General features: G+C 72.4%; 23 protein-coding genes and 2 pseudogenes. 11 read left to right on the forward strand and 14 right to left on the reverse strand.

What is annotated here, in order from left to right:
• Window positions 1-99: 99 nt before the first annotated feature.
• Window positions 100-1122: an MBL fold metallo-hydrolase gene (locus tag ACH4RC_RS28270; protein ID WP_398205918.1), complete on the reverse strand. Its 1023-nt coding sequence runs from the start codon at window positions 1120-1122 to the stop codon at window positions 100-102.
• 238 nt (window positions 1123-1360) lie between these two features.
• Between ACH4RC_RS28270 and ACH4RC_RS28275 the strand changes: the two genes are divergently transcribed.
• Both ACH4RC_RS28275 and ACH4RC_RS28280 read left to right on the forward strand, forming a co-directional pair.
• The gene (locus tag ACH4RC_RS28275) at window positions 1361-2257 is read left to right on the forward strand and encodes a LysR family transcriptional regulator (RefSeq protein WP_398205919.1); all 897 of its coding nucleotides are present in this window, start codon (window positions 1361-1363) and stop codon (window positions 2255-2257) included.
• Entirely contained in the window at window positions 2254-3162 is a 909-nt protein-coding gene (locus tag ACH4RC_RS28280; RefSeq protein ID WP_398205920.1) for a serine hydrolase, read from the forward strand. Before ACH4RC_RS28275 ends, ACH4RC_RS28280 begins: the two co-directional genes overlap by 4 nt.
• Window positions 3163-3283: 121 nt before the next feature.
• Here the strand turns inward: ACH4RC_RS28280 and ACH4RC_RS28285 are convergent, their stop codons facing one another.
• Window positions 3284-3442, reverse strand: a complete 159-nt coding sequence (locus tag ACH4RC_RS28285) for a hypothetical protein (RefSeq protein ID WP_398206028.1) — start codon at window positions 3440-3442, stop codon at window positions 3284-3286.
• Here ACH4RC_RS28285 and ACH4RC_RS28290 point away from each other — a divergent pair.
• Window positions 3422-3967: pseudogene (locus ACH4RC_RS28290) on the forward strand (helix-turn-helix domain-containing protein); the annotation flags it as partial. The gene ACH4RC_RS28285 and the pseudogene ACH4RC_RS28290 sit on opposite strands and share 21 nt — an antisense overlap.
• A gap of 90 nt (window positions 3968-4057) precedes the next feature.
• Entirely contained in the window at window positions 4058-5044 is a 987-nt protein-coding gene (locus tag ACH4RC_RS28295) for an NAD-dependent epimerase/dehydratase family protein (protein WP_398205922.1), read from the forward strand.
• A 3-nt stretch (window positions 5045-5047) separates the two neighbouring features.
• Here the strand turns inward: ACH4RC_RS28295 and ACH4RC_RS28300 are convergent, their stop codons facing one another.
• Both ACH4RC_RS28300 and ACH4RC_RS28305 read right to left on the reverse strand, forming a co-directional pair.
• Complete coding sequence (locus ACH4RC_RS28300; RefSeq protein ID WP_398205923.1) at window positions 5048-6157, reverse strand: sensor histidine kinase; 1110 nt, start codon at window positions 6155-6157, stop codon at window positions 5048-5050.
• 2 nt (window positions 6158-6159) lie between these two features.
• On the reverse strand, window positions 6160-6903 hold the full coding sequence (locus ACH4RC_RS28305; protein ID WP_398205925.1) for a response regulator transcription factor: 744 nt from the start codon (window positions 6901-6903) through the stop codon (window positions 6160-6162).
• A 114-nt stretch (window positions 6904-7017) separates the two neighbouring features.
• Here ACH4RC_RS28305 and ACH4RC_RS28310 point away from each other — a divergent pair, with 114 nt between their 5' ends.
• The 3 genes from ACH4RC_RS28310 to ACH4RC_RS28320 are packed head-to-tail and all read left to right on the forward strand — an operon-like array spanning window position 7018 to window position 9133.
• The gene (locus ACH4RC_RS28310) at window positions 7018-7752 is read left to right on the forward strand and encodes a glycosyltransferase family 2 protein (RefSeq protein ID WP_398205926.1); all 735 of its coding nucleotides are present in this window, start codon (window positions 7018-7020) and stop codon (window positions 7750-7752) included.
• On the forward strand, window positions 7749-8366 hold the full coding sequence (locus ACH4RC_RS28315; protein WP_398205927.1) for a DUF2064 domain-containing protein: 618 nt from the start codon (window positions 7749-7751) through the stop codon (window positions 8364-8366). The genes ACH4RC_RS28310 and ACH4RC_RS28315 overlap by 4 nt, the downstream gene beginning before the upstream one ends.
• A complete protein-coding gene (locus ACH4RC_RS28320) occupies window positions 8330-9133 on the forward strand; it encodes a class I SAM-dependent methyltransferase (protein WP_398205928.1) in 804 nt (267 codons plus the stop codon). Before ACH4RC_RS28315 ends, ACH4RC_RS28320 begins: the two co-directional genes overlap by 37 nt.
• Before the next feature lie 333 nt (window positions 9134-9466).
• Here ACH4RC_RS28320 and ACH4RC_RS28325 read toward each other — a convergent pair whose 3' ends face one another.
• Complete coding sequence (locus ACH4RC_RS28325; RefSeq protein WP_398205929.1) at window positions 9467-10711, reverse strand: molybdopterin-dependent oxidoreductase; 1245 nt, start codon at window positions 10709-10711, stop codon at window positions 9467-9469.
• Window positions 10712-10824: 113 nt separating this feature from the next.
• Here ACH4RC_RS28325 and ACH4RC_RS28330 point away from each other — a divergent pair, with 113 nt between their 5' ends.
• Both ACH4RC_RS28330 and ACH4RC_RS28335 read left to right on the forward strand, forming a co-directional pair.
• Complete coding sequence (locus ACH4RC_RS28330) at window positions 10825-12195, forward strand: hypothetical protein (protein ID WP_398205931.1); 1371 nt, start codon at window positions 10825-10827, stop codon at window positions 12193-12195.
• A 75-nt stretch (window positions 12196-12270) separates the two neighbouring features.
• Window positions 12271-12468 (forward strand): hypothetical protein, encoded by a 198-nt coding sequence (locus tag ACH4RC_RS28335; protein WP_398206026.1) that lies wholly within the window; start codon window positions 12271-12273, stop codon window positions 12466-12468.
• A 103-nt stretch (window positions 12469-12571) separates the two neighbouring features.
• On the opposite strand, the gene ACH4RC_RS28340 is transcribed toward ACH4RC_RS28335, so the two are convergent.
• From ACH4RC_RS28340 to ACH4RC_RS28380, 9 genes are all read right to left on the reverse strand, one after another.
• The gene (locus ACH4RC_RS28340) at window positions 12572-13810 is read right to left on the reverse strand and encodes a ricin-type beta-trefoil lectin domain protein (protein WP_398205932.1); all 1239 of its coding nucleotides are present in this window, start codon (window positions 13808-13810) and stop codon (window positions 12572-12574) included.
• Window positions 13811-13959: 149 nt separating this feature from the next.
• Window positions 13960-14979 (reverse strand): NAD(P)H-dependent flavin oxidoreductase, encoded by a 1020-nt coding sequence (locus ACH4RC_RS28345; protein ID WP_398205933.1) that lies wholly within the window; start codon window positions 14977-14979, stop codon window positions 13960-13962.
• Window positions 14980-15332: 353 nt separating this feature from the next.
• Window positions 15333-15455, reverse strand: a complete 123-nt coding sequence (locus tag ACH4RC_RS28350; protein WP_398205935.1) for a hypothetical protein — start codon at window positions 15453-15455, stop codon at window positions 15333-15335.
• Between the two features lie 114 nt (window positions 15456-15569).
• A complete protein-coding gene (locus ACH4RC_RS28355; protein ID WP_398205936.1) occupies window positions 15570-15995 on the reverse strand; it encodes a hypothetical protein in 426 nt (141 codons plus the stop codon).
• Window positions 15992-16741 carry a class I SAM-dependent methyltransferase gene (locus tag ACH4RC_RS28360; RefSeq protein WP_398205938.1) on the reverse strand — a complete coding sequence of 250 codons (750 nt, stop codon included), beginning with the start codon at window positions 16739-16741 and terminating at the stop codon, window positions 15992-15994. Before ACH4RC_RS28360 ends, ACH4RC_RS28355 begins: the two co-directional genes overlap by 4 nt.
• Window positions 16738-17520, reverse strand: coding sequence for a DUF2071 domain-containing protein (locus tag ACH4RC_RS28365; RefSeq protein WP_398205939.1), 783 nt, complete (start codon window positions 17518-17520; stop codon window positions 16738-16740). The genes ACH4RC_RS28360 and ACH4RC_RS28365 overlap by 4 nt, the downstream gene beginning before the upstream one ends.
• The gene (locus tag ACH4RC_RS28370; protein ID WP_398205940.1) at window positions 17508-18467 is read right to left on the reverse strand and encodes a DUF3419 family protein; all 960 of its coding nucleotides are present in this window, start codon (window positions 18465-18467) and stop codon (window positions 17508-17510) included. The genes ACH4RC_RS28365 and ACH4RC_RS28370 overlap by 13 nt, the downstream gene beginning before the upstream one ends.
• On the reverse strand, window positions 18464-18895 hold the full coding sequence (locus ACH4RC_RS28375; RefSeq protein WP_398205942.1) for a DoxX-like family protein: 432 nt from the start codon (window positions 18893-18895) through the stop codon (window positions 18464-18466). Before ACH4RC_RS28375 ends, ACH4RC_RS28370 begins: the two co-directional genes overlap by 4 nt.
• Before the next feature lie 196 nt (window positions 18896-19091).
• The gene (locus ACH4RC_RS28380) at window positions 19092-20006 is read right to left on the reverse strand and encodes a LysR family transcriptional regulator (RefSeq protein ID WP_398205944.1); all 915 of its coding nucleotides are present in this window, start codon (window positions 20004-20006) and stop codon (window positions 19092-19094) included.
• 110 nt (window positions 20007-20116) lie between these two features.
• Here ACH4RC_RS28380 and ACH4RC_RS28385 point away from each other — a divergent pair, with 110 nt between their 5' ends.
• A complete protein-coding gene (locus tag ACH4RC_RS28385) occupies window positions 20117-20950 on the forward strand; it encodes an oxidoreductase (protein WP_398205945.1) in 834 nt (277 codons plus the stop codon).
• Between the two features lie 228 nt (window positions 20951-21178).
• Window positions 21179-21289: pseudogene (locus ACH4RC_RS28390) on the forward strand (N-acetyl-gamma-glutamyl-phosphate reductase); the annotation flags it as partial.
• Between the last annotated feature and the right edge of the window lie 4 nt (window positions 21290-21293).

The raw sequence follows: 21293 nt of genomic DNA on the forward strand, positions 1-21293 counted from the left end.
CTGCCCCTGCCTTCGCGAGAACCGGACGAGGTGCGGCCAACCTGGCCAAGGGGCAAGCCGTCTGCTCGCGCGCTGTGTCACGGCCGCAAGGTGCGGGGCTCAGAGTTCCAGCGGTTCGAGGTGGCGGGGGTCGAGGACCCGGCCGTCCGCCCCGAGCACCTGCTGGAGCCGGTCGACCACGCGCCGGTTCACCGTGTCGTGCACCGTGGGGTCGTCCAGGGCGGTGACCAGGTCGTCGTGGTGGCTCGGGACGATCACCGGCGGCCGGCCCAGAGCGGCGACGGCGCGCTCGAAGTAGTCATGCACGGCCGCGTGCCCGCTGGCCCCCAGCACCAGGACGTCAGGGGTGGCGCCGGCGACCGCGCGGGCCGCGAAGTTGGCCGATCCGCTGAGGAACATGACGCTCAGCCGGTCCCCCACCGTGACCTGATAACCCAGTGTGCCGCCTTCCACCAGGTCTCCCAGTGTCCGGGGCCGGGCCGGGGGCGCGGTCAGGGTGCCGTAGGGGTCGAACCCGTAGCCGCCGAGCTGACTGTGCAGACTGCGCACCACCTCGATGGTGAAGTCGGGGCGGGACGGCTTGTCGGAGGGCATGAGCGGATGACGCAGCACCTCCTCCCCCTCCACCGTCACCAGGCGGTGTTCGCGCCCCGTGCCGGGGACGCCCATGGCGGTCAGGAGATGCAGATGCGTCTCGGTGCCCAGGACGTTGATCTCGCGGTCCCGCCAGGCGGGGTGGTCCAGAAGGTGGGGCACGTCGGCGAGGTGGTCCCAGTGGCCGTGCGTCAGGAGGATGAACTCGGGTGCCGAGGTGAGGTGTTCGCGCAGCACCCAGTCGATCATTCTGTGGTTCACCTGCAGCTTCCGCTTCATGTCGGCCGCACCGTCCGAGTCCGTGTAGGGCTGCCGGGTGAGATACGGGTCGACCAGGATCCGGTGACCGTCGAAGCTCAGCTCCCAGCCCGCGACGCCGAGCCAGCGCAGCTTCACACCGCTGCTTCCGGGACGGCCGGTGCGGGCGGGGCCGCCGCGCGGCACGGTGGCCGACGCGGTCCCGAGGGTGCTCGCGGCTCCCGCCGCGCCCGCGACGACGCCGCTCCTCAGGACATTGCGCCGGCTCACACGTCGCGAAACAGCTTCTGATCGCTGAGAGGACATGACTGACTCCTATACCTGATGGCACTTGGCGGCACTTGACTGCACCTGACGGCGCCGGACGGCGCCTGATAAGGGTCACAACGGCCCGTTGCCGAACGGGCCTTGAGTCCAGGAGTGAAGCCTCACCGGCAGTCCTGTGTCGAATACACTCTCGGCGATCAGTCGATTCATTCGGCATATCGCCGCAGACCACAGGGGCCCCATGCTGACCGAGCGGCATCTGGAGATCTTCGTCGCCATCGCGGAGGAGGGGCACTTCGGCGACGCCGCACAGCGCGTGGGCATCTCACAGCCGCCCCTCTCACAGGCGCTGCGACGGCTGGAGGCACAACTGGGTGTGCGGCTGTTCGACCGGGAACGCGGGGTCTCCCTCACCGATGAGGGCGCGGCGCTGCTTCCGCACGCTCGACGGGCCCTCGCCGCGCTGGCCGAGCTACGGGAGGGCGGCGCCAGGCAGAGCGCGGACGGGCATCGCCTGCGGCTCGGCCTGCCACCAGAACTGCCGCCCCGGCTCGGAGCCGTCGTCGCCGCCTCGCCCGTCCGGGCCGGCTTGCGGACCAGGCTGTCGGTGGTCACAGCTCCGACGGCGACGCTTCTGACGGACGTCTCCGCGGGACGGCTGGACCTGGCCGTCGTCCGGCACCCGGTCGTGCTGCACGGCCTGTCCGCGGGGCCCGTGACATTGCTGCCGACGTGGCTGCTGGTGCCGGACAGCGGGATCGGATGCGGGACGGGACCGCGGGCGGGGCGCCCTTGGCCGTACGCGGTCCGCCCACGCGTCGAGGCCCCGGCGGCGCACGATCTGTTCCTTGACACCCTCGCGGGGCAGGGCCGCCGGGTCGAGACGGTGGTGATATCGGACGAGCGCGCTGGACTGGCCCTGGTCGCCGCCGGTCAGGCGATGCTCGTCACCGCGGACCCGGCGCTCATGGCGGACGGTGTCGCCAGGCTTCCGGCCACCGATCCGGCGCTGCCGCTGCGACTGCGCGTGGTGTGGGACGCCCGGCGGCTCGCCGCCTCGCACGCCACCGGAGCGGCCGAGGTCCTGGCCGCCGCGTTGGCATCGGCTCACACCGTGGGCAAGGAGGAGCAGCGATGACCGGGGCGGGCCCCGACCGGGTCATCCGGCGCACCCTTCGTGCCATGTTCGACGACGCCGGTGTGCGCGGGCTGCTTCACGTGGCCGAGGTGGACCGGCCCGCCGCGGCGGTCGCTCTCGACGCGGACGAGGCCGCGCTGATGGGTTCGGTCTACAAGCTGCCCTTGATGGTGGCCTACTGCAGGCAGGTGGACGCGGGCGTGCTCGACCCGCTGCTGCGGGTGACCCTCACGCCCGAGGACAGGCTGCCCGGCCCCACCGGCATCTCACAACTGCGCGACGAGGTGTCCATGTCCCTGCGTGACCTGGTCGTCATGATGATGGCCCTCTCCGACAACGCGGCGGCCGACGCCGTGCTCCGCCATGTCGGCGCCGAGGCCTTCGACGACGCTTGCCGCGCGCTCGGCCTCGATCGCACGCGCCTCGACAACGGTGCCGCGGGAACTTTTCACCGGCTGCTGCAGGTGACGGGGGCCGACTCGGTGGACGCGGCGATGGCGCGGATCGCGGACAACGACCAGGCGCTGCCACCCGGTGTCTACGACCCCAGTCGGGTGGCCTCGACCACCCCGGCCGAGATGGCGCGACTGCTGCGCGGGATCTGGACGGACGCCGCGGCCTCCCCCGCCGGCTGCGCGTTCATCCGCCGCACCATGCGACTCCAGCCCTGGCAGCACCGGCTCGCGGCCGGCTTTCCCCACGACCACGTCGCGGTGTACGGGAAGACCGCGACGTTCGGCTCCATGCGGCATGAGGCGGGCGTGGTCGAGTTCGCCGATGGCGCCACCTACACGGCCGTGGTCTTCACCCAGGCCGCGCGCGCCGACCGCAGGCTTCCCCGCGCCGACGCGGTGATCGGCGCCACGGCACGCAGGGCCGTCGAGTACCTGAGGGGGAACGCCTGATCACCAGTGCCCGGCACATCGGCATCGCTCACGGCCGCTTGTCCGATGCCGCGCTCGAGGAAGTGCTGTTCCCGGCGCCGGGAACAGCACTCGTCACCTCTGCCGTGCTACGAACCCCGGTTCAGCAGGGACGGATGTGGTAGACGGGAGTCCACGAGGCCGTGCCGGTGTCCTTGGCCACGTTCGACCAGCGCTCAGTGCCGTTGGAGTTGTAGAAGCGGGCCCTGGTTCCCGAGGTCTGGTTGTTGTTGAATTCGCCGTCGCCGATACCCGCCGGCATCTCCTCCTCGAAACCACCTCCCCGGCCGGGGAGGACCCGGCGGTGGAGCGGGGAGAAGATCGCACGGACACATCGACGGAGATTCCCGCGATCCTGCTCTCCGCACTCGTCGCCCGGCTCCGGCCGCCTCCGCCGTACGGCGAAGCGCCATCGGCGGACCCGGCGACGCTGCTGTTCCGGCGGTTCCGCACGCACGTCGAAGCGCACTTTCGCGAGCATCACGACGCCGGTCATTACGCCCGGACCCTGGGATACGCGCCCCGGACCCTCTCCAGAGCGGTGCAACGGGTCACCGGGCGCACGGCGAAGGCGTACCTCGTCGACCGTCTCGTCCTGGAGGCCAAGCGGCTCCTCGCGCACGACCGTCTCACCGCCGCGGGGTGCGCCACCGCCCTCGGCTTCCCCGACGCCTCCAACTTCTCCGTGTTCTTCCGCGACGCGACCGGTGTGCGCCCCGGCGCCTGGCAGGCGGCGGCGGTCCGCGGGCACGCCGCGCCGCCGCCGGTCGCCGGGCACCGGCCCTGACGCGCCGGATCCTTACGGATGTGTGACGCAAGGCCCCGGCGGGGGCTTCGGACGGACTCCGCGCACCTTGCCGGACCTACCGTGGTCGGCATGCGTGTTCTGGTCACCGGCGGAGCCGGTTTCATCGGGTCCCACATCGTGGAGGCGCTCGCCGCCCAGGGGGACGAGGCGGTCGTGTTCGACGTGAGGGACAAGCCCTGGGCCGACGTGCGCGACCCCGAGAAGGTCGCCGGTGCGCTGCGCGGCGTGGACGCCGTGTGTCATCAGGCGGCCATGGTCGGGCTCGGCGACGGCGTCACGGACGCGGCGGAGTACGTGTCGCGGAACGATCTCGGCACCGCCGTGCTGCTGTCGGCCATGGCGCGGGCGGGCGTCGCACGGCTCGTACTCGCCGGGTCGATGGTGGTCTACGGAGAGGGACGCTACACGTGCGCCCGGCACGGGGCCGTGCGGCCCGGGCCGCGCGCCGTGGAGGATCTGAAGGCGGGTCGTTTCGAGCCCACGTGCCCGGTGTGCGCGGCCGAGCTGGCGCCCGGGAGCGTCACGGAGGACGCCCCCGCCGATCCCCGCAATGTGTACGCGGCGACCAAGCTCGCGCAGGAGCACCTCGCCGCGGCGTGGGCCCGCAGCACGGGCGGGGTGGCGGTGTCGCTGCGCTACCACAACGTGTACGGGCCCCGGATGCCACGGGACACCCCGTACGCCGGTGTCGCCTCGTTCTTCCGCTCGGCGCTCGCCCGCGGCCGGGCCCCGAAGGTCTTCGAGGACGGCCGGCAGCGGCGGGACTTCGTACACGTACGGGACGTGGCGGCCGCCAACATGGTCGCGCTGGCGGCGCCCTGCGCTCCGGGCGCGCTGACCGCGTACAACACGGGCAGCGGAGCGCCTCACACGGTCGGGGAGATGGCGCGGGCGCTGGCCGAGGCGTGCGACGGGCCGCGTCCGGTGGTCACCGGGGAGTACCGGCTCGGGGACGTCCGGCACATCACCGCCGACTCGTCGCGGCTGCGCGCCGAGCTGGGGTGGCGGCCCGAGGTGTCCTTCGAGGACGGCATGCGGGAGTTCGCCCGGGAATAGGGCTCACGGGGCCGTCGGGAGCGTCACCTCGAAGCGGCAGCCACCGGGGATGTTGCGGACGGTGGCGCTGCCCCGGTGGGCCTCGACGATGCCGCGCACGATCGCGAGACCGAGGCCCGCTCCGGCGGGCGGGGTCCGGGCGTGGGTGCCGCGCCAGCCGGTGTCGAAGACGCGCGGCAGGTCCTCCTCGGGGATGCCGCCGCAGCCGTCGGTGACGGACACGACGACGCCTTCGGCGGCGCGCGCGGCGGTGACGGCGACCGTGCCGTCGGCGGGGGTGCGGCGGATCGCGTTGACGAGGAGGTTGCCGAGGACGCGGCTCATCTCCTTGCCGTCGACCTCGACGGGCACCGGATCGACCCTGTCCCCGACGAGCCGTACCCCGTGTTCGCGGGCGAGCGGGTCGGCTCCGGCGAGGGCGTCGCTCACCAGGTCGTAGAGGGAGACGCGCGCGGGGGTCAGGGGCAGGGCGCCCGCGTGGATGCGGGAGAGTTCGAAGAGGTCGCCGACCATGCCGTTGAGCCGCTCGACCTCGGTGCGCATCTGTGTGAGGTAGCGGGCGGGGTCCGTCGCCACTCCGTCCTCCAGGGCTTCCGCCATCGCGCGCAGGCCGGCGAGAGGTGTGCGCAGGTCGTGCGAGATCCAGGCGACGAGTTCGCGCCGGGAGGTCTCCAGGGCCCGCTCGCGGTCCCTGGAGGCGGCGAGTCTGATACTTGTCGCCTCCAGTTCGCGGCTGACCGCCTCCAGTTCGGCCGTGGCCGGGAGATGCGGGGCGGTGAAGTCGCCGCCGTCGCCGAACGACCGCGCGGCAGAAGCCAGTTCGCGGCTGTGGGACACGACCCGGCGTCCCAGGACGAGGGCGGTGGCGAGGGAGACGACGGCGGCCATCGCCACGACGGTGGTGACCACCTTCAGGTCGTGCGGGGAGAGGAACATCGCCCAGGCCACGGCGAGGGTGCCCGCGAGCATCGCGACCACGCCCACGGCGGAGACGACGGCGAGGGACACGGTGAGCGAGCGGCGGCGGAGGATGCGCAGTGCCACGGCCCCGACGAGGCCGGAGGAGGCGGCGCCCGCGAAGGCGTAGAGGGCGATGAGGAGGTTGGCGTGCACCGTCAGACCTCCGACGCGGCGGGACGGTCGTCGGCCTCGAAGCGGTAGCCGACGCCCCACACGGTCTGGATCAGCCGGGGGCGCGCGGGGTCGTCCTCGACCTTGCCGCGCAGCCGCCGGATGTGGACGGTGACGGTCGACAGATCGCCGAACTCCCAGCCCCACACCTCACGCATCAGGTCCTCGCGGCTGTACGCGCGTCCGGGGTGCCGCAGGAAGAACGAGAGCAGGTCGAACTCCCTCAGCGTCAGGGCGAGTTCGCCGCCGTCCCGGGTGGCGCGGCGCGCGGCCGGGTCGACGGTGAGGCCCGCCGCGCGCACAGGCTGACGGTCGGTGTCGGGGCGGGCGCGGCGCAGGACGGACTCCACACGCAGCACCAGTTCGCGGGGGCTGAACGGTTTGGTGACGTAGTCGTCGGCGCCGACCTCCAGGCCGAGAATGCGGTCCTCCTCGTCCCCGCGCGCGGTCAGCATGATGACAGGGACGGGGCCGCGGGCGCGCATCCGGCGGCAGACCTCCAGTCCGTCCATGCCGGGCAGCATCAAGTCGAGCACCACGAGGTCCGGGCGGTGCGCGGCGGCGCGGGCGAGGGCAGCGGGGCCGTCGCCCGCGCGGTCGACGAGGTATCCGGCCCGGTCCAGGTAGCCGGCGACGACCTCGGCAACGGTCGGGTCGTCGTCGACGACCAAGACCCGGGGTCCTGGTTCCGAGGTGGCGCCCCTCGTCGGCTCGTATGACTCGTGCATCGCTCCAGAGTGGCACCCCGGGGCCGCGGGCGGCCCGCCCGGAGTGCGCGAGGGCGCGGACGTCCGTGTTTCGTAAGGAGCCGACGCCCGTTATGTCGCTTTGGCGCTCGTAGGGTGAAAGCCGTGACAACCCCACCACCACCGGTCGACGTGGTCCTGCCCTGCCTCAACGAGGTCGATGCCCTCCCCTGGGTCCTCGAACGCATCCCTCCCGGCTGGCGGGCGATCGTCGTCGACAACGGTTCCACGGACGGTTCCGCACAGCTCGCCCGCTCCCTCGGAGCGCACGTCGTGCACGAACCACGGCGCGGCTTCGGCTCCGCCTGTCGCGCCGGCCTCGCCGCCGCCCGCGCCGACATCGTCTGCTTCTGCGACTGCGACGCCTCCCTCGATCCGGCCCGCCTGGTGCCGTTCGTCGACGAGGTGCGGGCGGGCCGGACCGACCTGGTGCTCGGGCGGCGCCGCCCGACCGCCCGTGGCGCCTGGCCGGTCCACGCCCGCGTCGGCAATCTCGTACTGGCCCGCCTGCTGCGCCGCAGGACGGGCGTGACCCTGCACGACCTCGGCCCCCTGCGGGCCGCCCGCCGCCAGGCACTCCTCGGCCTCGGCCTCACCGATCCGCGCAGCGGCTACCCGCTGCAGATGGTGGTGCGGGCGGCCGACGCCGGCTGGCGCATCGCCGAGCACGACGTGCCCTACCTGCCGCGCACCGGAGCGTCGAAGGTGACCGGCACATGGCGCGGCACCTGGCACGCGGTACGCGACATGCGCGCGGTCCTCGCCGAACCGCCGCCCCCGCGAGGGGCCGCCCGGGCCACCTCCCCGGCACGGGAAGGAGGTGCCCGGTGAACACACTCATCGTCATCGCCAAGGAGCCGCGCCCCGGCCGGGTCAAGACCCGGCTCACCCCTCCGTTCACGCCCGCGCAGGCCGCCGCGCTCGCCGAGGCGGCGCTCGCGGACACACTGCGCACGGTCGCCGCCGCACCGGCCGCACGCCGCGTCCTCGTCCTCGACGGAGAGCCGGGGCCGTGGCTGCCGCCCGGCTTCGAGGTCGTGCCGCAGTGCGCGGGCGGGCTCGACGAACGGCTCGCGGCCGCCTTCGCCGGATGCCGAGGCCCCGCACTGCTGATCGGGATGGACACCCCGCAGGTCACGCCCGCCCTCCTCGACGTCCGCTACGACACCTGCGACGCCTGGTTCGGGCCCGCCCTCGACGGCGGGTTCTGGGCGCTCGGCCTGGCCGAACCCGATCCCGGCCTGCTGCGCGGCATCCCCATGTCGACACCGCGGACAGGCGCCCTGCAGCGGGCACGGCTCGTCGCCGCCGGTCTGCGCGTACGCGATCTGCCCGCCCTGCGCGACGTCGACCTCGCCGACGACGCACACGCCGTCGCCGAGCTGGCCCCGCACGGGGCCTTCGCCGCATGCCTCGCCCACTGTTCCCAGGCGGTACGCCGGTGAGCGCGCCGCCCGCCCCCGCGCCCTGGGCGAGCGCCGACCCGTACGCGCTCGCGCTGCGCACCGGCCGCGGCCCGCTCTTCCTGCGCCGCGCCGACGGCTGGCTGCTCCCCCTGGAGGTGGAACGCTGGTGCGCGCGGGCCGACCCGGTGGACAGGGAGGTCCTCGACCGCTGCGAGGGTGCGGTCCTCGACGTGGGCTGCGGGCCCGGACGGCTCGTCGCGGAGCTCGCCGCGCGCGGCCGCACCGCCCTCGGCATCGACGTCAGCGAGGCCGCCGTCGACCGCACCCGGCGCGTCGGCGGCCCCGCGCTGCGCCGCTCCGTCTTCGAACCGCTGCCCGGCGAGGGCCGCTGGGACACCGTGCTCCTGATGGACGGCAACGTCGGCATCGGCGGCGAACCGCGCGCCCTCCTGCGGCGGGTACATCAACTCCTCGTACCCGGCGGCCTGTTGCTCGCCGAGACCGCGCCGGTGGACGTCGACGACCGCGCCCAGGTGCGGGTCGTCGACGCCACGTCCGGCGCCCGCGACGAGGGCCGTCCGTTCCCCTGGGCGCGCCTGGGCACCGAGGCGCTGCTGCGTCACGCGGCACGGGCGAAGCTCTTCCCCGCCGCTCAGTGGTCCGCCGGCGGGCGCCGCTTCGTCGCCCTGCGCTCCCGCAGCACCGAGCCGGCCAGCAACAGCGCCGACCCGCCGAACAACGCGGCGGTGATCAGCAGCCAGTGGGCCAGGAACGGGGCCGCCGACAGCCCCGTCGCCGACCGGTAGCGCGCGTCCATCGCTCCGCTGATCAGCGGGGACCAGACGAGCAGCAGCAGGAGGGACAGCGCGGCCGGGACCCGCACATAGCCGGCCCGTGCCCGCTGTCCCACGGCGTCCGCAGCCGCCAGCAACGCCCGGTCCGCGGCCGAGTACAGGGGCACCAGAACAAGGTCGTGCAACAGGGCCGCCCCCGCGATCCACAGCGCCACCGCGAGCCAGTCGCCGGCGAACAGCCGCACACCCGCATAGGCGGCGAGCGCGAACGAGCATGCCAGCAGGGCGACGTGCAGAGGGCTGCCGAGCGGCAGCCGGGGCATGGTCCACCTACGCGTCATCGTCTCAGAGCCTTCCGAACGTCAGGCGGGCCACCCATTTGGTGTTCAGCACCCCGGGCGCGGCGGGCACGATGATCCGCGCCGGGTAGCCGTGGTCGGGGGAGAGCGGGGCGCCATTGACGTACAGGGCGAGCAGGGAGCGCGGATCTGCCACCTGGTTGGCGCGCAGCGCGGCGTGCCGGAACGCGCCGTGGCGCTGCAGGGACTCGACGAACACGTCCGGCGGATCGCCGTCGTGCCCGACGAGCGCCGCGAGATCCCGCAGCCGCACCCCGCGCCACCGCTGGTCGGACGTCGACCAGCCCTCCACGCACGCGATCGGCAGCGCGGCACTGTGCAGACCGAGCGCCTCGAGCTGTGCCCGGCCGAGGCGAACGGTGCCCGTGCGTCCGGTGACGACGAGACTCCAGGCGTCCGCGACGGTCTCGGCCCTGTCGATACCCGCGTAGGCGGCGGTCTTGTTGATCTGGAACCCGTTCGGGCCACTGCCGGGTTCGGCGCCGCCGTGCGGGGCGAGCAGCGCCGTACGACGCAGCCCGTCGAAGCCGCGTCCGGCGGTCGTGGCGAAGAGCAGCGCCGATCCGCCGCCCACGAACCACAGCGCGCCGCGCCGCGAAACGGTCGGCGGGCCGGGGTCCGGTGCCGTCAGCACTCCCTCCGCGTCGTCGCTCCCACCCGCACGCATGGCCCTTGCGTTGCGCAGCGCGGCAGGCACTTTGAGCGCCGCGTGCGCCAGGAAAGCGGCGAAGAAGACCCAGGCGCCGTAGAAGTGCAGCGGGTAGAACGAGCCGGGGAAGAGGTAGTCCAGCTGGACGTTGAGGACGCCCGTCGTGAACTCGAACAGGCCGCCGCCGACCAGCAGGAGCAGTGAGAGCCGCTCCAGGCCGTGGGCGAGCGAGCGGACCGGCGGCAGTGCGAACAGCCGGGGCAGCACGGACCACAGTTTGGCGAGAAGCACCGGAATGAGAGTCACACCGAGCGTGACGTGCACGCCCTGCGTGAGCCGATACAGCCAGTGCGGGCGGGTCGGCCAGGGGAAGAGGTAGAAGCCGAGCAGCCCCTTGCCGGGGGTCTTGTCGTTCACCGCCGCCAAGTTTGGGTTGTACGCGGCGTAGGAGAGGAGCCCCGTCACGAACAGCACGGTGATACCGGCGAGCAGGACGAGCCCGAGCAACGAGGTGAATGTGGGGCCGCGCAGCGGGCTGCGCCAGAGCCCCGGTGAGGTCGGGAGACGAAGGGAGACGCGCATGCCGCGACAGTAGGCCGGATCGGACCGTGTTCCGCCCGCGCGACCCATGACGAAACGCTGACGTCCGGCACCGGCGGCCCGGTGCGGGCGCCGAGTCGGCCTAGCGTTCCCGTGTGACCCGCACCGACACCCCCATCACCGGGACCGAACCCCACGGCAGCCGAAGAGACCTGTACGCCGTCGCGGCGACCGCGCTGCTCGTACTGGCAGCCGTGGTCATCGGCCGGCACATCGAGCGCACCCGCCACACCCTGCACGTCGGCTGGCCGCCTCTGTACGCCGACTGGCTGCCCCACGTCGGCCCCGGGACGCCCGCGGCGCTCGCGACGGCCGCCGCGGTGGTGGCGTACGGCCCGTCGCTCGCGGCGCGGCTGCGCTGGCCCGCCCTCCTGGCCGCGTCCTGGGCGACGGCGACCGCCTGGATCCTCAGCCTGGCCCTGATCGACGGCTGGCACCGCGGCGTCGCCCGCCGGCTCACCACCAAGTACGAATATCTCCAGGTCATCGACCGCTTCCACGACATCCCGGCCACACTGCGCGACTACACGCGGCACATCCTCATCGACTCCCCCGACCACTGGCCCCCGCACACCGCAGGCCACCCTCCGGCCGCACCGCTCACCTTCGTGCTGCTCGACCGGATCGGTCTGGGCGGCGGCGGATGGGCCGGTATGTGGTGCGTCGTCGTCGGAGCCACCGCCTGCATGGCGGTCCTGAGCACTCTCCGGGCGCTCGCCTCCGAGGACTTGGCGCGGCGAGCCGCCCCTTTCCTGGTCCTGGCACCGGCAGCGGTGTGGATGGGCGCGTCCGCCGACGCCTACTTCACGGCCGTCGCCGCATGGGCGGTGGCCTTGCTCGCGCTCGCGGTGAGCGGCCGCCACGTGGGCTGGGCGGCGGGCTCCGGGCTCTTGTTCGGCCTGGCCTGCTACCTCTCGTACGGTCTCACCCTCTTCGCCGTCATCGGCGCCGCGGTGCTCTTCCTCGGACGGCGCCGCGTGCGAGAACGCCCGGCGCTCCTGGCCCTGCTGGCCGCCGGACTCGCCGTGATCCCGACGGCGTTCACGCTCACCGGCTTCGACTGGTGGGAGGGCTACCGCCTGCTTGTCACCCGCTACTACCAAGGCGCCGGCGGTGTCCGCCCCTACGGCTACTGGGTGTGGGCCAACCTCGCGTGCACGGCGGTGATCGCGGGCCCGGCCACGGTGGCGGGCCTGCGCCGCACCATCGGCCGGCTCCGCCCGCGTTCCCTTCACCGGTCCTTGCCGCCACATGCCCGCCTCGCCCTCCTCACCTGCAGCGCCCTGGCGGCCCTGCTCCTCGCCGACCTGTCCGGAATGAGCAAGGCCGAGACGGAACGCATCTGGCTGCCTTTCACCATGTGGCTGCTGGCGGGCGCCGCGTTCCTGCCCCGGCCGCGGGCCTGGCTCCTGGCACAGGCTGTACTGGCACTGGCCGTGAACCACGTACTGCTCACCGGGTGGTGACGGAGCGCTCGCGCGAGACCGGGTTCTTGCGCAGGAGCCCGCGACCCTCCACTACCGCGCCACCGAGGGCCGCTCCTGGCTCCTCGCGCTGACGGCACCGGCGCCTGGCCCGCGCCCCTCACGGACGACGCCGCGCCCGCCTCCGCTTCGGTCACGGGCACGGCCGAGCAATTGCTCCTCTTCGTCTGGGGCCGCCTCACTCTGAACGACCTGAAGATCGAGGGTGACCGGCAGGTGTTCGAGCAGCTGATCGCCTGGGAGCCCGAGGAGTAGCGGGTCCTCCGCGCGGCGGACGGCCCGTACGGCCTCCTGCAGCTCGGGCCCGGGCGCATCGCCTGCTCTCGGCGTCGCGCCCGGGTGTGCTGTGTCGCGCGGTTCAGCCCACGGTCCACTTCTGGTTGGCGCCGCCCGAGCAGGTCCATATCTGGAGCCGGGTGCCGTTGGCCGAGCTGTTGCCGGTCACGTCCAGGCACTTGTTCGCCTGTGGGTTGACGATGTCGTTGGCTGAGCTGACCGCCCACTTCTGCGCGGCCGAACCGTTGCAGTCGTAGAGCTGGACCTTGGTGCCGTCGGCGGTGCCGCCGCTGGTCACGTCCAGGCATTTGCCGAGTGCGCGGATCGTGCCGTCGGAGCCCACGGTCCACTGCTGGGCCGTGGTGCCGTTGCAGTCGTAGAGCTGTACGGGGGTGCCGTTGGCGGAGTTCGCCGCGGCGACGTCCACGCACTTGCCCGCGAGGCCCCGGATCGCGCCGCCGGCGGGCGCGTCGCTCGTGGTCACCGTCACCGAGTCCACGACCAGTTGGGCGGGGAAGGCCGTGGAGCTGTCGGGGTCGCCCGGCCAGTAGCCGCCGACGGCCAGGTTGAGGATCAGGAAGAACGGCTTGTTGAAGGCCCAGGTCTTGCCGCTCACGTCGGCGGGCGTACGCGTCTGGTAGACGACGCCGTCGACCGACCACTTGATGGAGTTGGGCGCCCAGTCGACGGCGAAGGTGTGGAACGCGTCCGCGAACGCCTGCCCGCCGGGCAGCGAGTAACCGGCGCCCACACCGGCCGATCCGGAGTAGCCGGGGCCGTGCAGGGTGCCGTGGACCGTGGAGGGCTCGAAGCCGACGTTCTCCATCACGTCGATCTCACCCGAGTTGGGCCAGCCGACCGAACCGATGTCCGTGCCGAGCATCCAGAAGGCGGGCCACATGCCCTGCCCGCGCGGAATCTTCATACGTGCCTCGACGTGCCCGTACTGGGCGCTGAACTTCCCCGAGGTGTTCAGCCGGGCCGAGGTGTACTGGCATGTGCCGTACCAGCACTGGTAGTTGGCCGGATTCTCCTTCTTGGCCGTGATCACCAGATGGCCCTGTCCGTCCAGGGCGGCGTTGTTGGTGCCGGATGTGTAGTACTGGCGCTCGTGGTTGTTGACGTTGTCACCGGTCTCCAGCGTCCACCTCGACGAGTTGACCGCGCTGCCCGCGGCGCCGTCGAAGGTGTCGGAGAACGTCACCGCGGCGGCGGCGGCCTCCGATGGTTCCGCGTGAGCAACGCCGGTCGCGGCGGATGCGACCAGCGTTGCGGACAAGGCAGCGAGGAGACATCTGCGAAGCAGGCGGTGGGAGGTCACGTCTCGTTCCTTCCTGGGCGGTCGGGCACGCAAGGGCCGGCCGAGGTGGAGGTGAAAGCGTTTCGCCTGTTGATTTAAGAGTTGAAGTAAGGGGGCGTCAAGACATTGGTACGGGCCAGGCGTCGGCACTTTCACGGCCGGGCGGCCCCTCACCGCCGGTGTCGCACGGTGAACACGCGCTCGGCCTCACTCATCACCTCCCGGACGATGTCCGCGGCGGGCCGGATGTCGTGGACGAGGCCGACGCCCTGCCCCATCAGCCAGGGCATCTCCTCCCAGTCGGCCTCGGTGGCCGGGGTCGGCGGCAGCACGTTGAACTTGCGCAGCACAGTCTGCTCGCCCTGGAAGAGCGTGGTGCCGACCTGCTCGAGCCCGTCCCGGTCGACCGGCACCTCGTCCAGCCGGTCGTTCCACTCCCGCACCACGCGGTCGCGCTGCACCCGCATCGGATTGAACCGCGGCCACTCGGGGCCGAAGACCCCGCTGCGTACCGTGTCCTGCCCCTGTGCCGCGATCAGCCGGCGGTGATGCTCCGCGTGGACGTGCGCCTCGTACGAGGCGACCAGCCGGGTTCCGACCCACACACCGTCGGCGCCCAGGCACAGAGCCGCCGCGGCCTGCCGTCCGTCGGTGATCCCGCCCGCCGCGAGCACCAGCGCACGCTCGCCCACGGCGTCCACCACCGCGGGTACGTTGACCATGGTGGGCAGTCCGCCGTAGTTGTGCCCGCCCGCCTCCCAGCCCTGGGCGACGACGACCTCCACCCCGTCCTGGACCGCCGTCTCGGCCGCGTCGGCGGAGGCAACCTGCTCCCACACCGACACCCCGGCCTCGCGCAGCAGGGCGAGCTGGCCGGCGGGCGGGTGGCCCCAGTGGAAGGAGACGATCGGCACCCGCTCCTCGGCGCACACACGGACGTGCTCGGTGTTGTCGAAGTACGTGATCAGGTTGATGTGGAAGGGGGCGCCGCCCGCACCCTTGCGGATCTCGTGGATCACCTGCCGCAGCGCCGCCGGGGGCATCAGCGCGGCCCCCACGCCGCCGATGCCGCCCGCGCCGGAGACTGCCACCGCCAGTTCGGACGTACCGCCCGCGAAGGCCATCCCGGCGCAGACGAACGGATACCGCACCTCGAACCGGTCGGTGAGCCTGGTGCTCAGCACACTCATGTCGGCTTCCCCCTTTTTGTGAGCACGGCCGTTACAGGTGGCTGCGCAGCGGACCGCCTCGTCGTCGTCCGTGCCCGAGCCGGGGAGCGGTTCGTCACCGCGCCACGGGACGAGGGCGGGCGCCGCGCCGATCCCGCGGACGAACCGCACTCCTGCCACGACCGCCGCAAGCGCCGACCACGATGTACCGGCGCCGCTGCCGCGCCGGTATTTTCCCCTGGCCGGGGAGCGGCGGAGACCCGCGAACCGGCCATCTCCGTGCCGCCCGCCGTCGTACCGGCCGGAAGCACGGGAGTTCGGCTAGCCTGGCGGGTGACGATCCTGCCCTTCCCACACGTTGGGGGAGCCATGCATCAGACACAGGCACTGATCAGCAGTGCCTGCGCGGGGACGACGCGCAGCGCCCACTGATCACCGCGCAGCTCGCCGCCTGCCTCATCGCCTGCCGTGACGCCCGCGAGCAGTGCGGACGCCACGCCGCCCGCCGAGAGCACTGCCGCCTGTGCGCGGACGCGGCCGGGCAGGCGGCCGAGGCGTGCGAGGACCTGCGCGCGGCACTGCGCCCCTGACCCCGACCTCGTCGTCCTCCGTCAGTGGAGGACGTGCAGGCTCGCTGTCGCGAACACTGCGGTCACCCATGTCCACAGCACAGCGAGACCGGCATGTCCCGCGGTGCGCAGACGGTTGCCACGCCACAGACGCGGCGAGAAGTACGCGAACTCCATGATCCAGCGCAGACCCCAGAAAAGGGTCTGGGCGCACAGCAAGAACGTCGGCAAGGGCCCGCCGGTGAGAAGGTCGGGGGCGAACGCCAGAGGGAGCGTGCCGAGCAGCGCGCAGGTGAGTGCGATGAAGACGAGGTGGGCGTAGGAGACCTGGCGGGTCAGGAGGCTGCTGGCGCGCAGGTCGGCGGGCCAGCCCAGGATGCGTGGGAGGGCTGTGTGCACCAGGCCCATGAAGATGAGGGCGAGGCCGACCAGGCGCAACTGGCCGGTAAGGGTGAGGAAGTGGATCACACCTGTCCCTTGGTGAAGGCGAACGCCGTGACCAGGTGGGCGATACGGCGCTCCGCCGTGGGGCGCAGTCCGGCGTAGGCGGCGAGGCGCAGCCACTCGGCGCGGGGCAGGAAATGCCAGGCGCCGGGTCCGAACACGGCCTTGTTCGGAATGTCCCGCAGATGTTCGGCCAGAAGCAGCGTGCCGCCCGGCCGCAGCAGACGTACGCACTCCGTGAACAGTTGCTCTCGATCTCGTTCCCGGCGTAGTTCGTGCGCCGCGAAGACCAGCAGTACGGCGTCCGCCCCGCCCGAGGGGAGCGGCAACTCCTCGGGGCGGCCGGGCACTGCGTGGACGGGTGGTTTCACCCGGCGCCGGGCACGGCGGACGGAGCCCTCGTCCGTCAGCGCCGGGTCGTACAGATCGACGGCGGTGTGCCGTGCGGTGGGCCAGCGCTCGGCGAGCGGGGCGCTCACCTCGTCGAGTCCGGTGCTCACCACCACGTACGAGGAGGGGGTCGCGGGCAGCAGTTCCGCCAGCCAGTCGTAGGTGTACAGATCCGAGTAGTCGTAGACGTACCAGCTCGCCGCCGTGGCGGTGCCGAGGAGGGTGACGGCCGCGGCGGATCCCACGCGGGCGAGACGGCGCAGGGTGGGTGGAAGTCGCCCTGCGACGGTGGCCGCGGCCAGCGCGGTGGCCAGCCCTGTCGCGTACTGCGGCCAGTTGTAGGCGATGACGTCGCGGACGCCGGAGTGCCGCGCGGTCATCTCACGCCGCCGCTCTCGCTGCGGCGCACACCGCGACCCCAGCCGTAGTCGACGCCGGCGACGTGGAAGGCGTTGGCGAGGACGGGGTGGGTGCCGGCGAACGGGCCGTGGTCGAAGAAGGTGGACCGGTCCACGTCGACCCGGACAGGCCGCGGATCCCACTGGGCGCGCGACGCTTTGATGACGATCACGGAGCGGGTCTGCGGTTCGCATTCGAAGGTGTAGGGCAGCGGGCCGGCGAAGCGGCGGGCGGCGCGTTCGTCCGCGAACGGGCTGCCCGGCGGCAAGGGCGCCGGGGCGCCGCGCAGATCGGCGCGCACGGTCAGGTCGGCGTTCCCGTCGGCACTGTCGACGCGGAACTCCAGGGTGTCCGCCGAGATATGTGTACGCATGTGTGTCTGGCGGTAGTTGTAGCGGGTGAGCAGGTTGCCGCCGAGCCGCATCAAGTTGTTGTCGGTGCCGCTGCGCAGGATGCGCAGGCCGCGCATGGTCCGGCCCTCGGGGGTGGGGAAACGGGTGAAGACCCGGTAACCCGTGAGCAGGAAGTCGCGGCCGAACCTGGCGGGCACGGCAGCGGGCCGCAGCGCACGGGCGTCGACGAGGGCGATGGCCACGAAGCCGTACAGCGGTTCCTGCGGGCCGGCACGGTACGTGTCGAGTTCCAGAGCCGGTGGCACGAGTGGGCGCAGCACCTCGGGGGGCAGGGCGTACGTCAGGACGAGCGAGTGCGCGAAGTGCGTATGTATCGCTATTGGGTGACGTTGTATCAGGTGCCGCACGGGTCGATCCTTCTGACGTCGGTGTCGTCGGTGTCGTCGGTCCTGTCCGGGCCCGATCCCAGTTGGAGGACGCGCACGACACCCCAGAGCGCGGAGCGGTCCTCAGCGGCCCAGCCCGCGCCGGCCGGTCCCGGTTGACGGAAGCTGCGCAGGACCACGATGCCGCCGGGGCGTACGGCGTGCCGTACAGCGGCACGCAGGCGGCGGGCGAAGGCGGGGCCCGGGCCATCAAGCACGTTCGAAAGGGTCACGGCGTCGTAGGCGGCGCGCGGTGCTCGCTCGAGGACATCCACGACATCCCCTTGGACGAGTGGGAGATCCGGTGCGTGCGGCGGTGCCGTGTCCGGGGGTTCGGCGCCCGCGAGCAGCCGCCACATCCATGGATTGCGGGCGTTCGGGGAAGTGGTGACGGTTCGTTCGATGCGCTGTCGGAGCACCTCGTCGAAGCGGGCGGGGACGACCGCGGCGAACGAGGGGCGCAGCGCTGTCGCGAGTGCGCCACCGGGACGCAGCGCGAGGCGCATCAGCCGGCGCAGCCCCGGACCGTCCAGGTCCGAGCGCCATCGCCGGGCCTGTTCGGCCGGGTCGTCCAGGGCGAGGAAGCTGCGCAGTGCGGGCGCGCGCCAGGCGGGCAGGCACGCACCGGCCGCGCCACGCCCCAGCCGCACGAGCGTCTCGGCGGTGCCCTCCGCGCTCACGCCACCGGCGAGCCGCTGTCGGGCGTAGGCGAGTTGCACGGGGTTGAGATCCACGGCTGTCACGTCGTGGCCGGCCCGGTGCAGGGCGGCGGCGGTGTCGCCCGCGGAGGCGATGCAGAGCAGCCGTGCGCCGGTCGTCGGCAGGACCTTCAGTTCGATGCCGCTGTCCTCGTACATCCGTCCGAACAGGAGGCGTGGGCCTCCGAATCCGCTGATGAGGCGGGAGCGGGCCCATGGGGTGGCGCTCACCGGGTCACCGGCCTCGGGGAGATCTTCCAGATCAGGACGATGAAGACCAGGTTCTGGGTGAGCAGCCGCCCGGGTTCCTCGATCTGGCCGGGGCTGAACAGCAGGCCACCGGCGTTGAACACCACGACAAGTACTGTCTGGACGACAGCGGCGCTGCGGACCCGTCGCCCGGCAAGCACCCACAGGCCGATCGCCACCTCGGCCAGCCCGATCGTCACCAGCGCCGCCGTCGACGCCCAGCCAGGAAGGAAAGGCACGTCGTCGACGATGGCCCGCTGGTCCGTCCGCCCCCGCCAGACCTTGCACCAGAAGCCCTCGTAGAACCACACCAGGGCAACGGCCCAACGCGCCGCCGCATCGCGCCAGTCCTCGGGCATGCGTCCGCCGCGTCGGGCAATGGGGATGTCGGAACTGGCCAGTTGGCTCATCTGCATCGCACCGATCTCGTCGATCCGCCGAATTGAACGTGTTCAAGAACAGCGTAACCGTACGACGCCGGGGGCGCCTGTGCAATGAGTCGCAGTGCCGAAGCAGGAGTGAGCGGCGGGGCGTCCGCCGATTTGTCGGGGCGCCGGAGTGGAGGCGTACGGGCCGCACGAGGAGTGGCCGCCACCGGCCGCGCGTTCACGGCCGCGGGCGCGTTGCTCCGGTCGCCAGTTCGCATGCGCGTACGTACTCCTGCACGAGCGGGCGGTGGTCGTCCGCGCGCCAGGCCAGAGCGAAGCGGCTGGGCGAGACGCCCTGTACCGGACGGGTGACGACCCCGCCGAGTGTGATCAGCGGGGCGTTCCCGGCGGCCAGGAGAACTACGCCGAGGTTCGCGACCAGCGCTTCGTAGGTTTCCTCGGTGCTTGCCACCTCCGCACCGACGCGCGCGGACTTCCCACCGCGGGCGTCGGTGGCGAGCCAGTAGTCGCGCAGCGGTCCGGCGGCGTCGGGCAGGGCGAGGAACGGTTCGTCCAGCAGGTCGCTGAAGTGAACGACTTCCCGGTCGGCGAGGGGATGGCCGGCGGGCAGGGCGACCAGGCGGGGTTCCTCGGCGACCACCACCCACCGGTAGCGGTCCGCATCAGGCAGCGGAAGCCAGATGAATGCCGCGTCGCAGGCGTTGTCGGCGAGCCCGGCGGTCGCGTCGTGCCAGGAGACGTGGCGCATGGCGAGACGGGCGTCGGGGCGCGCGGCGGTGAAGCGGGAGCGGATCGCCGGCAGCACACCCCCACGTCCCGGGCTGGTGCTCATCCCCACCACGAGGCCGGCCGCCTGATCGGCGACGGCCCTGGCGACTGCCTCCTGGGCCGCCTCCCACTCGGCGAGGATCCTCCGGGCATGCGGCAGCAGTGCCGTGCCGACCGCGCTCAGGCGCACATCGCGCCGGTCGCGCTCGAACAACGCGGCCCCCACCTGCTTCTCCAGCATCCGGATCTGCTTGCTCAACGCGGGCTGCGAGACGTAGAGCCGCTCGGCCGCGCGCGTGAAGTGCAGTTCCTCGGCCACTGCGGCGAAGTACCGCAGATCCCGTCCATGAACGTCCATAACCATCGGCTATCACAGTGGGTCTTGGACGAGCAACTGACGTATAAAGCAAGCTGGTTCGCACAGACGGACCGACGAGGACCGCGCATCACCCGGCAGCGCACGAGGAGACGAACATGAACAAGGTATGGCTGGTCACCGGAGCGAGCAGCGGGTTCGGGCGGGCGATCACCGAAGCGGCCGTCGCCGCCGGTGACATAGTGGTCGCCGCCTCCCGTCGCACCGCGCCGCTCGACGATCTGGTCGCCGCGCACCCGGACCAGGTCGAGACGTTGTCGCTGGACGTCACCGACATCGCGGCCGCCCAGGCCGCGGTCGACGGCGTGGCAGCCCGGCACGGCCGGATCGACGTCCTGGTCAACAACGCCGGACGAGGCATGGTCGGGGCGGTCGAGAACAGTACCGACGACGAGCTGCGGTCCCTGATGGACGTGCACTTCTTCGGCCCGGCCGCGCTCACCCGGGCCGCGCTGCCGCACATGCGCCGCCGGGAGTCGGGCGCCATCGTGCAACTCACCAGCATGGGGGGCCGGTTCGCCTTCGCCGGAGTCGGCGCCTACTGCGCCACCAAGTTCGCCCTCGAAGGGCTCTCCGAGGCCCTGGCCGCCGAGGTCGCACCGTACGGTATCCGGGTGCTGATCGTGGAGCCCGGGGCGTTCCGCACCGGCTTCGCCGACGCCGCCGCCCTGCGCCCCTCCGCGGGCCCGGACACCTACCAGGACACCGTCGGCCCCGTTCTTTCCGGGCTGCCGGGAGGCAGTGGCGCCGAACCCGGGGACCCGGCCAAGGCCGCCGCCGCCATCCTCACCGCTCTGGACGCGGACGAGCCGCCGCTGCGGCTGCCGCTCGGCAACGACGCCGCGGACGCGATCACCGAGCACCTCGATCACGCCCGTACCGAACTGAGCTCCTGGGACAAGCTCATCCGCTCCACCGACTTCGACGACTGATACCGCAGCCACCCCGTCCGTGCTGCCGGTTCCCCCCACGACGGCCGCCCAGGCGACCGCCCTCCGCGCCACTCTTCGTACGGCCCTGGCTGGTCTCCCCGACCAGTCAGGGCCGTTGCACGTCCGGCACCGCCCGCGACTCGGCGCATCGCGTGACGCCATCGGCACCCCCCGCGGATTAGGTTAGGCTACGCTAACTGCGGTTGATCCCGGGGAGATTGGAAACACATGACCGTACGGGTCGCGGTGGCCGGAGCCGGTGGCTACGCGGGCGCAGAGTTGCTCCGCCCGCTCGACGCTCACCCCGAGGTCGAGATCTTCGCCCGACCCGTGCACGCCGTCT

Source organism: Streptomyces sp. NPDC016845, from assembly GCF_044332585.1.
Classification (GTDB): domain Bacteria; phylum Actinomycetota; class Actinomycetes; order Streptomycetales; family Streptomycetaceae; genus Streptomyces.